Raw genomic sequence first — 12,401 nt, 5'->3', positions numbered from 1 at the left:
TAATTCGGAGGCTAATATGCATGGTAATAATGATCCAAATAAAAAAGTACCTGATTCAGGTATGCATGGTAATAATGATCCAAATAAAAAAGTACCTGATTCAGGTATGCATGGTAATAATGATCCAAATAAAAAAGTACCTGATTCAGGGAGAACAAGGATTTATAAAAAAGATTTAGATCTAAGTAGGATAGATAACTTCAGCGATATGATTAAGCGTCAAGAAGAACGAATGAAGCAAAATCAATCCAGTAGTAGTAAAAGTGGTCAGGGTAGCAGTAAATAATTATATTAGTTTAAGGGGGTGGCGTTATGTCTAATAAAAGTGAAATAAATCGAGAATTAGTAAAAGCATTTAATAGTATTCTTAATTTTAATGATAAAGCTTTTACTAATTGTACTGTAGACGGTACTTTTTCTTACAAAGAAGATCATATTGTTATCTTGTTTCATGAAGATATGACTACTAATCAGGGCAAGAAGTACTTGAAAAGTGTGAAAGAAAAAGTAATAGAAAGATTTTGTCCGCATGACACTATTATTGATGATATTTTTTATAAAAAATTTTTTCCTTTTAGCTATGATCAAGGGAAATGGCCTGAAGATAATAAATTTTTGGTGCCAATTAGGAAAGAGGTGATTTCTAATCTAAAGTATTTGCTAGCTAATGAAATTGCGCGATTTGCAACCTCTAATATTATATATCAAAAAAAAGAAGACAAAAAATCGGAACTAGGTTGTGAGGATCTATCAGATGATATAGAGAAGGAGATAGAGAAGGAGATAGAAGAACATGTAGATGATAATATAATTGATGCAGTCTTTGATAAGGGATCTTATCTATATGGTGCGGAGTGTGTTGATAGAAATTTGCAACGTTCTTTTGTAGATTTGCTCTCATCGAGGATAAAAGGTTATGAAAATGGTCCTAAAAAAACTAAGGATTTTTTAGAAGAGAAAGGAAATTATGTATATCTAAAGAAAAGCATTTTTGATAATCCTAAGCTTGTTAAAGACATAGTAAAGCATATAGTATCTCTGACATGCCGTTGTTTTGATACTCGAAATACCGAGGATGAAATGAATGACGCTCTGAAGTTAGCAGTTGTTGATTTAATTCGTAAGGCACTAACGCACCTACCAATTCATTCTATGTGGCATACTTCCCATAAAGAAAGTGAAGATGAGTATTCAATTTTGGCTCCTGCTATTGATTATGATAATTACATAGAGTTTTTAAATGAAAAAGAAGTTGATCATATTAATAATAAGGTGTTTGGTGGTACAAAAGTATTGCGTGATGTAAAAGATGATATTGCACAAAGAGGTCTGCCAACATATGGTGACGGACGAATATATGCAATAGACTTTTAAGCCAGACATTGCTTACTGTGTGATGGATAAGATCATGAAAACCTCTGTAATCAATAAGGATTATAAACTGTACATTCATCCTGCGCGTGTACCAGCTATGAAACCACAAACTCTTGCCCTTCTGAAGAAAAAGTAGGGACAGATGGACCAAGTGCAGATAGTGGTTTTGGTGGTTCACCTAAGAATTCAGTTATAGGTAAATCACATAATGGAAACTCAAGCAAATTCCTTGGCCTCAATTACTATGATGAAGATGCACAAAGGATTAAAGATGATAATTCGGCTAAGGATAGTGGCATTTGCGTTTCTTCAGCACGATCTTCTTTTAATAAGCCCAAAACAACAATTAAACAGTGTTCTTTAGAACAACAGTGTGAATCAATGCCTGACCGGCATCCTGTAAAGCGTATAATGCACCCCATAAACTAGACCAAAAAATGGTTGATCCGAGTAGGAAGGTAAAGGGGTAAAAGAATGGAAACAAAAATATGAACCAGAGTTAAAAGCAAAGATAGCTTTGGAAGCAATAAAAATCAAAAAGCACAGCTGAGATATGTAGTGAATATAAAATACCATCAACAAATCTATATGATTGGCGTGATAGAGTATTGGCAAGGTTAAAAGACCTATTTGTTGAAGAAAGTGAAAGTGCGAGAAAACAAAGAATCTTAGCGCAAGAAATAGAAAGTTTACATAAAGTAATAGGAGAATTGACAGTGGAAAATAGCTATTTGAAAAAAAAATTACTGAAATAAGCAAAAAAGATAGAGTAAGGTTTATAGAAAAAGATTCTGATCTGTCAATTAGGAAACATGCTGATTTATTGGGGATTTGCAGATCTAGCCTATATTATAGGCCTATAATTAATAACGAAAGTGAAGTAGCAAATTTGATTCAAGAAGTATATTTGGCTTCTGATTGCCGTTATGGATATCGTAAAATTATAGCTCTTTTCATAATGGTCCAAACGGTTTAAAATAAGAGTTTATAGTAGTGAAGGTAAGTATGCCAGCAGCATATAGTTATGATTTAAGAAAAAAAGCAATGGAGGTACTAGACGAAGGGGAAAGCAGAGAAACGGTAGCAGAAAGATTTAAAATTGGAAGAACTACATTATGGGAGTGGCAGCAAAGAAAAAAAGAAACAGGAGATTTTCAGTCGAAAAAACTTGGAAATGGAGGTTATAATCATAAAATTACCGACTGGAATAAATTTACTGAATTTGCCAAAAACATGGTGGAAAAACTCTATCGGAAATGGCTAAGCTTTGGAGTAATGTTAGTATCCCAACGATTCATCTAGCTCTTAAAAAATTGGACTCACACGCAAAAAAGACATATGGATACAAAGAAAGGAATGAAGAAAAACGTGCTGAATTTTTGAAAATTATAGCAACGAAAGAACCTCAAAACTTAGTATATATAGATGAATCTGGTATTGATAATACCGAAGACTATCCCTATGGATATTCTCAGAAAGGACAGCGATTTTATGCCCTAAAATCTGGAAAGAAAACTCAACGAATTAGCATGATTGCAGCTCTAAATAGTAGAAAAATAGTTGTTCCGTTAACATTTGAGGGCCATTGTAATATGGATATCTTTAATAAATGGTTTGAGCAGTTTTTGACACCTATTTTGGAACCTGGACAAACTGTTATCCTTGATAATGCTACTTTTCATAAGTCTAATAAGATTACTGAACTTGCTAAAGAAGTTGGTGCTGAAATTTTGTATCTTCCTACGTATTCCCCAGATTTCAATAAAATTGAGCATCATTGGTTTGCTATAAAAATAGAGCTAGGAAAAACATCCCTCTATTCACATCTTTTCGTCATGCTGTTGATTCTGCTTTTCTATGAACTTTCCGGACTATTATGAAAAGAGCTATACTATAGTATTTTCTAAAATGAATGGATAAATTTCCATTATGGTATTACCAACCAAAAGTTGTAAGTCTGTACATTTATACATTAGAGGTCTGAGGCGGCTTTTGATGGTATGCCAACAGTGTTCTATGGGATTCAAATCTGGTGAATATGTTGGAAGATACAGCACATGAAAGCCAAAAGACTCTATTAATGATTTTGTTTTAGTGGTCTTATGAAATGTAGCATTATCCATAACTATGGTTGTGCCAAGTGGCAATTTAGGTAATAACATCTTCTCCAACAATATATTGAATACCTCTTTTTCACACCCACCTTTGAAAGTCATTGGTGCAATAAATCTCATTCCAATCCACCCGGCTACTATACTGATTCTCTCTCGAGTTCTCCCTGGAATATCTGCATAAATTTTCTTTCCTCTTGGAGCACGTCCATATTCTCGGTATAACTTATTATCAACTCCTGCTTCATCTATATATAAGATGCTGGAATGTTCTATTTTTGAGATTTTATCAATAAATTGCTGCCTATCTTCTTGATTGCGCTCTTGATATAGTGTGACTTTTTTTTTAAAGTAATTTTTAGCTGTTTTAGTCTATACCAAATTGAATTTATTCCAAATCCAAGATTTTGTTTCATCTCTGCCAGAGTATGATCTGGATTCTTTGTAACATATTCTTCGAGTATTTTTGGGTCTATTTTTCGAATAAAGCTACCGTTTTTAGATGGCTTTAAGCTTTCACCAGCAGCTTTCTTTTTTAACCAGCGGTACAGAGTTGCTATTCCTATCTCCATGAGCTCTGCTATCTCAACCTTTGTCTTCCCTTTTTCTATCATCAATACTGCCTTTTCCCTTAAATCCACACTATATGCCATTATAACTCAAATACTTTATTATACCTTTATCATTTGCTTTGGGAAATACTATAGTCTGGCCTAAGGAATTTGCTTGAGTTTCCATTATGTGATTTACCTATAACTGAATTCTTAGGTGAACCACCAAACACCTTATTATTAATATGATCAACTTCTTTTTCATTTAAAAACTCTATGTAATTATCATAATCAATAACAGGAGCCAAAATTGAATACTCATCTTCATTTTCTTTATGGGAAGTATGCCACATAGAATCAATTGGTAGGTGCGGTAGTGCCTTACAAATTAAATCAACAACTGCGAACTTCAGAGTGTCATTCATTTCATCCTCGGTACTTGAAACTTCCAAATCACGACAATGAAAGGATAATTCATGCTTTGCTATGTCTTTAATGAGCTTAGGATTATCAAAAATGCTTTTCTTTAGATATACATAATTTCCTTTCTCTTCTAAAAAATCCTTAGTTTTTTTAGGACCATTTTCATAACCTTTTATCCTCGATGAGAGCAAATCTACAAAAGAACGTTGCAAATTTCTATCAACACACTCCGCACCATATAGATAAGATCCCTTATCAAAGACTTCATCAATTATATAATCTAAATGATTTTCTATCTCCTCCTCTATATCATTTGATAGATCCTTACAACCTAGTTCCGATTTTTTTTGTCTTCTTTTTTTTGCTCTTTAATAAGATCTGTTGCAAATCGCGCAATTTCATTAGCTAGCAAAAACTTTAGATTAGAAACCACCTCTTTCCTCATTGGCACCAAAATTTATTACCTTCAGACAATTTCTTTTGGTAAGAGTTAAAAGGAAAAACTCTGTATAAAAACAATCATCACTATTTGATGCTTGTGAATAGCTGCAAATCTCTTCCTATTTGTTGCAGATATCCTTTTACAAACCCTACTGTTTGTCTTAAACCAATTCTAAAGAAACTGACGATTATATGAACTAAAATCACAACTTTATCACTATAAATATAGTTGCCGCCCTGCATTTTTGGACTATTTTCATACCAATTTTCTATGGCGTCATTGATATAACAAAAAATGCTTCCTCTTTCTTGGAGAAATTTGTTATATTCATGGCAGTTACTGACTCTCATTTTTGTGGCATATTTTTTCTTCAACAGTTAAATGGCTATTTATAATGAATTTTGTCAGTAACTGCCAGTTCTTTTCACTTGAGCGATGCAACAAAGCCATCCCAGACTGAAATGACACCCTTCTGGTGGGGATTGCTCTCAGACTACAATGTTCCTACAGTTGTACTGGGATTAAAGTATAAAAATATTTGGAAATTATATAATGGACAATAGATTCTAGGAGTATATGTTAAAAGTAATGTCCATAATGAAATAAGATGGATTCCAATGTCACGTACTGGAATGACAACATATGGGTATTGGAATAACAAAAGAGGAATATTATGATTTTATATCATTTTCCTCTTTGTCCGTTTTCACGAAAAGTTAGAGCTCTTCTCAAGGAAAAAAAGCTGAGTTGTGATTTGGTATATGAAAATCCATGGGAAAAGCGGAATGAATTCATGGAGATCAATCCAATCGGACAAGTACCAGTATTAATAGATAATAACTTTGTAATAGCGGATAGTAATGCCATTTGTGAATATATAGAAGAGACTTACAATAGCGACGTCAAATTACTTGGTTCATCCACTATTATTAAGTCTAAAATACGCGCTTTAATCAATTGGTTCGATAGCAAATTTTACAATGAAGTTACTAAGTATATTATGAATGAAAAAGTAATTACTAACCGCAGCCCTGACTCTAGATTTCTTCATGCAGCTCAGAATAACCTGCCTTGCCATATGGAATACATCGAACACTTAATTAACAAGAACGTTTGGCTTGCAACCGATAAGTTCACTTTAGCCGATATTACTTTAGCATCACATATTTCTATAATAGACTACGTAAATAGTTTCCCATGGGAAAAAGTAAGATTTTAAAAGAATGGTACTCCATTGTTAAATCAAGGCCTTGTTTTCGCGAAATATTATTAGAGAGAGTTTTTGGCTTAACTCCCCCTAGACATTACGCTGACCTTGATTTTTAACTTGCGTGAGTTTTAAAGCTACAGTCATTCCTTCGTCAGTAGGAATCAATATGGAGAAATATTTTTTTTCATCTGACAATCTATCGTTAAACTCTCTCATAGCATGCCATGACTTTTCTGATACTTCTTTTGGAGGAGATTCTAAAAATACTGTATCAAATAATAGAGTGTTATCTGCAACGATTAGCCCATCTTGTTTAATGTATGACTCTGCCCAATCTAAATACTTAGGATAACTACTTTTGTCAGCATCGATGAATATCATGTCAAATGGTGCCTTTGCTGATAATTCATTAATTTTTTCCAGTGCATCACCTTCTATTAGAGTAATTTTATCACTTAGATTAAAAACACTAAAATTTTTTTTTGCTATTCTTGAGTGTTGAGGATTGTTTTCTATTGTATATATATGACCATCTTTCGGTAAAGCTTTTACCATACAAATTGACGAATAACCATATAACGTGCCAATTTCAACTATGCTTTTAACTTTATGGATTTTGATAAATAAATTTAATAATTTTCCTTCTTCAGGAGTGATTTGAATACGTTGTTTCTTATCAAGAGTACAATGTTCTTCTATTTTTTTATACTCTTTTGCAAATAAGCTTCTTATGTACAACGATTTTCTGCTAAAGTTATGACGCATTAAGTTTTATAATATAAACTAAGGAGGTTTAATCTATATAAGATTTATAAATATAACAATAGAGTTAAGAATAATAAAATTTTTTATTTTAAGTTGTTATTTCATAAAGTAAAATTTTAAGTGACAAAGATTATTATATATTTTACTATGGTTAACTAGTATAATAACCAATTGTTATACTAGAATTAAGGGATCGTTTATTTACATCTCTCTTAAAATGTAATTTTTATAATCAATTAGAGGGGGTTACATGTCTTATAACATTGCTAACGAAGTTGAAACGTTAAGAAAGAAATCTAATAATAATGAAGGAGTGAAATTACTGCACAATCCAGCTTATCGCGAGAAGTACAAAGAACGCTTTAACGAAGCTCAGAAAAAAGTTATGGATATGGTCCAATTTTATGACGGGACGATAGTATTAATAGAGAATAAAATTGCTATGTATTATTATGCTTGGCACAGTAAAAAAAGAGAGTTTGAGCGTAAAAAGCAACAAACAGTATCAAAAAATAATGATTCAGCATAGGGTTTTTATATGGTAAGCTACAGTGTTATTACTTCACTATAGCTTTTCCATATACCTCATCTATTACATTAGTGAAGTATTCCAGCTCTCTATATCCTTCATGTTTGATTTTACCATTCTCTACGTATGATTTGTCATCGTTAAGCTTGATGATGAATACAGGAGTAGCTGTGATATCAAGTTTATTAATTGCAAGTGATTTATCATTTATAATTTTGTCCATCATCTTTTTATCATTAATGCATTGGTTAAATACATCTTGCTTCAAATTGCTTAGTGCAGCAATTTTTTGTAGTATAGTTAAATCACTAAAATTAGAGTAGTTCCACGAGTCTATTGCATTAAACACAGCTTTGTTAAAATTAAAATAGTCTTCTTCTTTTTCATAGCAATAACTTAGCATTGCAGCTTTTAATCCTCTGTAATCTAGAGGAAAATGACGGAATATGTATAACATCTTACCTGTATCTATGTACTTCTCTTTGATTTTAGGAAAAACTTTCTTATGAAAAAGAGAACAGTGATAACAAGTGAGCGAGGCGTATTCTATCATTAAAATTGGTGCTTTTCGATCTCCTAATAATTTATCATCAGGCAATAGCGACAGTAGTTCTTTTGATGTTATTTCATCAGTTTTTTGAGTGTTGGGTAAGTTTTGTTCAATAGCTGCATAAGAACTAACACTTATAAAAATAAGTAAGAACAATAATCTAAAAATCATTACAATGGAAACACTTAACTTATTAAAGAATTTATGCATTTATATAAATGATGTCAAGATAACTTTTGTTTAGCAAGGCTTTCTACTCTGTCTTTAAATGCAGCAATTATTCTGCTTTGTGTGTATTTATACACTGAGTTTAATAAAGTGGAAAACAAGTTGGATTTAAATTCAAACTCTATATAGAACTCTACCATAGTTCTACTTTCGTTCATAGGAGTGAATTTCCATTCGTTGTATAAATGTTTAAATATTCCATTTGACGACACAGCTTTTATCCAACCTTCATTTGTTCCACTTGGAGAAAGGAAGGTCACTTCTGATGTGTAACTTCCTTTAATGCCATGAAAAGCTGCAAGGAGGTCCACAATCATTTGGCTATCAGTTTTTTCTTTTATATAAACAGCTTTGCACCAAGGAACAAAATCAGGATACTTCTCAACGTCAATTACAACTTGAAATATCTCATGAGATGAACAGAAAAAAACACCTTGTTCTTTATATTGGTGTAACATAAACCTAAATAATGGAAAAGGGATCCATATCTACCGTCAGTCTTAGTAGATTCCTGAGACCTAAAGTTAAGGTGGGCATCACGTACTAATTTCAATGAAATTAACAGAGGCAATTCCCTTGATCAGAAATTATCGCTCGGGAAATTTAACTTAACTCATAACGCATAGCACAGACCCCTAAATTAATTATAGATTATTTATATAGAGTATGTCTATAGATATATTAAAACTAGCGATCATTATTTTGCCTTTGTTAAATTTTGCATTTTAAGTATCATAGCTAATAAATATATCTTATGAATCTTATTAAGTTCTTAACCATTTTTATTATAATCTCCTCAAGTGCTTACGCGAATTGTATAGGGCACAAAACTTTTGTGCTTGCCATGAAGCAGCAAGTAGACAACACGTCTATGAAAGGGAATAGAAAAAATCTAGAACATGTACAAGAAGAACTTCTGAAAATTATTCAGAATAATGTTGACCTCAAAGGAATATCTCGATTTGTCATAGGGAAATATTGGAATTTATCTACTCACAAAGAAAAAGAAGAGTTTCTAAAAGAATATGAAGTATATCTCGCGCGCTTGTGCGCTAAAATTTTGTATAAATACATAAATAATAGTGAAATGATCATAATGAGTACAAAAGCAGTTGACGATGAAACTTGTCTGATAGGAACAAGATTTTCTTATGGTGATGAGGAATTTACAAACATTGACTTTAAAGTGACTAAAAGTGACAATTCTTTCTTAATAAACGATGTTGTAATGAGTGGGATAAGTATTGCTATTAATCAACGTTCTCAATTTAGTGAAAAAATCGACACGCACGGCATGGCAAGTGTAATAGATGAATTAAAATGTAACAATAATCTATGATATACATGCCTCATTGGCCTAAGCCGCTTGGCAGTAGACCAAAGGATTTTTCTCTTGATCGCATAAAAAGTTTTCTAAATGAATTGGGTAATCCTGAGAAAAAATACCGCCAATAATTCACATAGCTGGCACTAATGGCAAAGGATCAACACTATCATTTATAAGATATATAATGCAAGCAGCAGGGTATAAAGTTCATACCTACACTTCTCCACATTTAGTGAATTTTAATGAAAGAATAGTTATTGCAGGCAATGATATCGATGATAGTGAATTACATAACTCACTAGAAGAATGCCGTATAGCAGTCGCAGAACAACCCATCACTCTATTTGAAGCCGCAACGACTGCAGCCTTCTTAGCTTTTTCTCGTCATAAAGCTGATATTACTTTAGTTGAAGTGGGTCTGGGTGGAAGGCTTGATGCAACAAATGTTATAGATAATCCAATTCTAACGATCATCACTTCAATTGCCTTTGACCATACAGAATATCTTGGTCCTACTGTAGAAATTATAGCAGGTGAAAAGGCTGGAATAATGAAACCTAATGTTCCTTGCATAATAGCACCACAAGAAAAATCTATAACGAACACATTAGAACATCATGCAATAAATAAGAAATCTCCTCTGTATAGAGGAGGAATTGAATGGAATTGCGAAAAACAGAATAACAGGATGGTCTTTCAATCGACTATTCAATCAATAGAATTTTCTTTGCCATCTTTAAAAGGAGATCATCAAATAATCAATGCAGGAAACGCAATTGCAGCATGTAGCATTTTAAGTGGAAAATATGGCTTTGATATTGGAAAAGAGGACATTGCTTCAGGTTTACAGGGCACTTATTGGCCTGCGCGGCTAGAGTCTATAAAAAAAGGTAATTTAATTTCTTTATTACCAAAAGATTGGCAATTATTTCTAGATGGTGCACACAACAATGATGGTGCCAGAGTGTTAGCTAAGTGGATAAAAGACAATTTTACTGAAGGTGTCTATATGATCTTTGGCGTTACTCGTAACAGAAACGTGGCAGAGTTCTTAGAGCACTTAAAGCCATATATCAAACTACTATGCGCCGTTTGTGTTAAATCTGAGCCTAAAGCAACAAGTACAGATCTAATCAGAGAAGGAGCTAATAATGTAGGAATAAATGCTATTGAATGTGAATCAATCGGCGATGCGATATCAAATTACATATTGAAAGCCTCTATTCAAAACGTCAAAACCATACTAATCTGTGGCTCATTGTTCCTAGCTAGAGACTTCGCTATGGAGAATAGCTAACTTTGATGATATTAACTGACCGATGGGGAAATAACTTTGATTGCTCATAGTACTGCTTGGCTTTTCGTTATCGACTTCTATAAACTGATCATCACCTTTAAATTGCTTCTCAATTGAATTTATGAATGTCTTTTTGAGAGTATACTCACTTACAGCATTTAAAACAGGTGAAGTAACAATTAAAAGCGTGAATGGTAATGAAAGTAATAATCCGGATAACATCATAGAGTTAGTTATACCAAAGCCGCTGGCAACTAAATCTAATCCCACACCGGAAAACATTAAAGATGCACAGATTATTTTGCTCAAAATAAGTGAATTCTTTAGCCACTTTAATTTAGTTCTATCGCTTTCTGAAAAATCTTTGCATTCTTGGTCAAAGTTAAACAATAATAAAATATTAGTCTGATTATTAAACTCTTTTCCATTTCTAGTATAAACGATCGAAATAGCTGAACTCAAAACAAATCCTGTTAACAAAGGAGCAAAGAAACCTACTGCTAAGGGGACATTATAGGTAACACCATTGCTTATAAAAAATGCAATGGATGTGAAGAATACTAAAAGACTTCCTAAGAGATTTGAATAAGAAGAATATTTTGAATAAGCAATTATAGACCGCTTCTTATTAAATACCCTACTTCTACTCTTATCATCTAGATATTTTTCTAATTCTTCATAACTATGGTTCCATAACTTACCACGTAATCCTTTCGTTAAATTATTCCTTTTGTTTAAGCCCTTCTCCAACTGCTCTATTGCAAATTCTTCAAAAAATGGTTTATTTTGTGCAATAACCTTAAATTGCTCCTCTGATTCTTTATTATCTGGATTTTTATCTGGGTGATATTTTAACGATAATTCACGATGTTGTTTTTTAAACTTTTTCTTAATATTCTCAATATCAGAATTTACCACATCCTGCTTTTGAATATTAAATATTAAAAACAACTGCTTAAAAGTTTGATACTCATTTTCATTTAAAATTTTTCCATCCACACCCTATAAATTAATTAACTATTAATACTTTATAATATATAAATTTCCAAATCATGTCAATTATTCCATTCATGCTTATTGTATGAATTATTTCTTTCACGATTACCATGACAAGTGTATGAAAATTATCATTTAGCGCATAATAGTGCTTCAATGTTTAGGGTTACAGTTTTCATTGGTCATTTGAGTTACTCAAATCCAATTCATGCCAGTTCTATCTATCTTGTCACTTAAGTAGCCCTTTTTGTGTAATCCCAGCACCCTCTCTGTGATGTCATCCCAGTGCTTGACACTGGGATCCAGAAGACTGACCAGGTAATAAGAAGCACTGGGATGACATCTCTATAGGACTCCTAACTAATCAAAAATATTAAGAAATTTATACCAAGCAAAAAAAAAGGCAAAAGAATTCCCGGTAGTGAGTTTTAATAATGTAAATTGGCGTTGTAATAATGTGCTAACAAGCGCGATTTGGCTGAATGTAGAAAAAATTTAAAAGACATGCAGACGCTATAATTTTTATGTAATTTGCCAATAAATATCTGAATTTTGCTGTTAAATCCGCGGAGATTAAAAACAAGGATAAATACTCTTA

General features: G+C 32.4%; 12 protein-coding genes, 1 other RNA gene and 5 pseudogenes. 8 read left to right on the top strand and 10 right to left on the bottom strand.

Features of this window, described 5'->3' with window-relative positions; translation table 11 throughout:
- Window positions 1-16 precede the first annotated feature (16 nt).
- The gene (locus M3L71_RS08140; protein ID WP_280143617.1) at window positions 17-286 is read left to right on the top strand and encodes a hypothetical protein; all 270 of its coding nucleotides are present in this window, start codon (window positions 17-19) and stop codon (window positions 284-286) included.
- Between the two features lie 26 nt (window positions 287-312).
- The gene (locus M3L71_RS08135; protein WP_280143616.1) at window positions 313-1,374 is read left to right on the top strand and encodes a hypothetical protein; all 1,062 of its coding nucleotides are present in this window, start codon (window positions 313-315) and stop codon (window positions 1,372-1,374) included.
- Between the two features lie 242 nt (window positions 1,375-1,616).
- On the opposite strand, the gene M3L71_RS08130 is transcribed toward M3L71_RS08135, so the two are convergent.
- On the bottom strand, window positions 1,617-1,796 hold the full coding sequence (locus M3L71_RS08130; RefSeq protein WP_280143615.1) for a hypothetical protein: 180 nt from the start codon (window positions 1,794-1,796) through the stop codon (window positions 1,617-1,619).
- A gap of 89 nt (window positions 1,797-1,885) precedes the next feature.
- Between M3L71_RS08130 and M3L71_RS08125 the strand changes: the two are divergent.
- Both M3L71_RS08125 and M3L71_RS08120 read left to right on the top strand, forming a co-directional pair.
- A pseudogene (locus M3L71_RS08125) lies at window positions 1,886-2,332 on the top strand (transposase family protein); the annotation flags it as partial.
- Window positions 2,333-2,379: 47 nt separating this feature from the next.
- Window positions 2,380-3,235, top strand: a pseudogene (locus M3L71_RS08120) (IS630 family transposase).
- Between the two features lie 25 nt (window positions 3,236-3,260).
- On the opposite strand, the gene M3L71_RS08115 reads toward M3L71_RS08120, so the two are convergent.
- From M3L71_RS08115 to M3L71_RS08100, 4 genes and pseudogenes are all read right to left on the bottom strand, one after another.
- Window positions 3,261-3,770 carry an IS630 family transposase gene (locus tag M3L71_RS08115; RefSeq protein ID WP_280144191.1) on the bottom strand — a complete coding sequence of 170 codons (510 nt, stop codon included), beginning with the start codon at window positions 3,768-3,770 and terminating at the stop codon, window positions 3,261-3,263.
- The gene (locus tag M3L71_RS08110; protein ID WP_280143614.1) at window positions 3,758-4,138 is read right to left on the bottom strand and encodes an IS630 transposase-related protein; all 381 of its coding nucleotides are present in this window, start codon (window positions 4,136-4,138) and stop codon (window positions 3,758-3,760) included. The genes M3L71_RS08115 and M3L71_RS08110 overlap by 13 nt, the downstream gene beginning before the upstream one ends.
- 29 nt (window positions 4,139-4,167) lie before the next feature.
- Window positions 4,168-4,650 (bottom strand): hypothetical protein, encoded by a 483-nt coding sequence (locus M3L71_RS08105; protein ID WP_280143613.1) that lies wholly within the window; start codon window positions 4,648-4,650, stop codon window positions 4,168-4,170.
- Window positions 4,651-4,996: 346 nt separating this feature from the next.
- A pseudogene (locus tag M3L71_RS08100) lies at window positions 4,997-5,251 on the bottom strand (transposase); the annotation flags it as partial.
- A 323-nt stretch (window positions 5,252-5,574) separates the two neighbouring features.
- Between M3L71_RS08100 and M3L71_RS08095 the strand changes: the two are divergent.
- A pseudogene (locus tag M3L71_RS08095) lies at window positions 5,575-6,227 on the top strand (glutathione S-transferase family protein).
- Here M3L71_RS08095 and M3L71_RS08090 read toward each other — a convergent pair.
- Window positions 6,199-6,876 (bottom strand): O-methyltransferase, encoded by a 678-nt coding sequence (locus M3L71_RS08090; protein ID WP_265030743.1) that lies wholly within the window; start codon window positions 6,874-6,876, stop codon window positions 6,199-6,201. The pseudogene M3L71_RS08095 and the gene M3L71_RS08090 sit on opposite strands and share 29 nt — an antisense overlap.
- 250 nt (window positions 6,877-7,126) lie before the next feature.
- Between M3L71_RS08090 and M3L71_RS08085 the strand changes: the two genes are divergently transcribed.
- A complete protein-coding gene (locus tag M3L71_RS08085; RefSeq protein ID WP_280143611.1) occupies window positions 7,127-7,405 on the top strand; it encodes a DUF2671 domain-containing protein in 279 nt (92 codons plus the stop codon).
- 28 nt (window positions 7,406-7,433) lie between these two features.
- On the opposite strand, the gene M3L71_RS08080 is transcribed toward M3L71_RS08085, so the two are convergent.
- From M3L71_RS08080 to ssrS, 3 genes are all read right to left on the bottom strand, one after another.
- On the bottom strand, window positions 7,434-8,126 hold the full coding sequence (locus M3L71_RS08080; RefSeq protein ID WP_280143610.1) for a thioredoxin domain-containing protein: 693 nt from the start codon (window positions 8,124-8,126) through the stop codon (window positions 7,434-7,436).
- A gap of 53 nt (window positions 8,127-8,179) precedes the next feature.
- Complete coding sequence (locus tag M3L71_RS08075; RefSeq protein ID WP_280143609.1) at window positions 8,180-8,641, bottom strand: type II toxin-antitoxin system RatA family toxin; 462 nt, start codon at window positions 8,639-8,641, stop codon at window positions 8,180-8,182.
- Between the two features lie 17 nt (window positions 8,642-8,658).
- A non-coding RNA gene (gene ssrS / locus M3L71_RS08070) (6S RNA) lies at window positions 8,659-8,820 on the bottom strand.
- Between the two features lie 117 nt (window positions 8,821-8,937).
- Here ssrS and M3L71_RS08065 point away from each other — a divergent pair.
- Both M3L71_RS08065 and M3L71_RS08060 read left to right on the top strand, forming a co-directional pair.
- On the top strand, window positions 8,938-9,522 hold the full coding sequence (locus M3L71_RS08065; RefSeq protein WP_280143608.1) for an MlaC/ttg2D family ABC transporter substrate-binding protein: 585 nt from the start codon (window positions 8,938-8,940) through the stop codon (window positions 9,520-9,522).
- A pseudogene (locus M3L71_RS08060) lies at window positions 9,519-10,807 on the top strand (bifunctional folylpolyglutamate synthase/dihydrofolate synthase). Before M3L71_RS08065 ends, M3L71_RS08060 begins: the two are co-directional and overlap by 4 nt.
- On the opposite strand, the gene M3L71_RS08055 reads toward M3L71_RS08060, so the two are convergent.
- Entirely contained in the window at window positions 10,775-11,758 is a 984-nt protein-coding gene (locus M3L71_RS08055; protein ID WP_410543498.1) for a J domain-containing protein, read from the bottom strand. The pseudogene M3L71_RS08060 and the gene M3L71_RS08055 overlap by 33 nt on opposite strands.
- Window positions 11,759-12,401 lie beyond the last annotated feature (643 nt).

Origin of the sequence: Wolbachia endosymbiont of Frankliniella intonsa (assembly GCF_029856955.1) — a bacterium.
In the GTDB taxonomy this organism is placed as follows: Bacteria; Pseudomonadota; Alphaproteobacteria; order Rickettsiales; family Anaplasmataceae; genus Wolbachia.
Note: the sequence above shows the minus strand (reverse complement) of the source record. Positions and strands in the feature narration are given on the sequence as shown.

Coding starts and splice junctions, on each gene's coding strand:
- M3L71_RS08065 (WP_280143608.1), top strand. CDS start 8,938: ATGAATCTTATTAAGTTCTTAACCATTTTTATTATAATCTCCTCAAGT.
- M3L71_RS08090 (WP_265030743.1), bottom strand. CDS start 6,876: ATGCGTCATAACTTTAGCAGAAAATCGTTGTACATAAGAAGCTTATTT.
- M3L71_RS08135 (WP_280143616.1), top strand. CDS start 313: ATGTCTAATAAAAGTGAAATAAATCGAGAATTAGTAAAAGCATTTAAT.
- M3L71_RS08140 (WP_280143617.1), top strand. CDS start 17: ATGCATGGTAATAATGATCCAAATAAAAAAGTACCTGATTCAGGTATG.
- M3L71_RS08130 (WP_280143615.1), bottom strand. CDS start 1,796: ATGGGGTGCATTATACGCTTTACAGGATGCCGGTCAGGCATTGATTCA.
- M3L71_RS08085 (WP_280143611.1), top strand. CDS start 7,127: ATGTCTTATAACATTGCTAACGAAGTTGAAACGTTAAGAAAGAAATCT.
- M3L71_RS08080 (WP_280143610.1), bottom strand. CDS start 8,126: ATGATTTTTAGATTATTGTTCTTACTTATTTTTATAAGTGTTAGTTCT.
- M3L71_RS08110 (WP_280143614.1), bottom strand. CDS start 4,138: ATGGCATATAGTGTGGATTTAAGGGAAAAGGCAGTATTGATGATAGAA.
- M3L71_RS08075 (WP_280143609.1), bottom strand. CDS start 8,641: ATGTTACACCAATATAAAGAACAAGGTGTTTTTTTCTGTTCATCTCAT.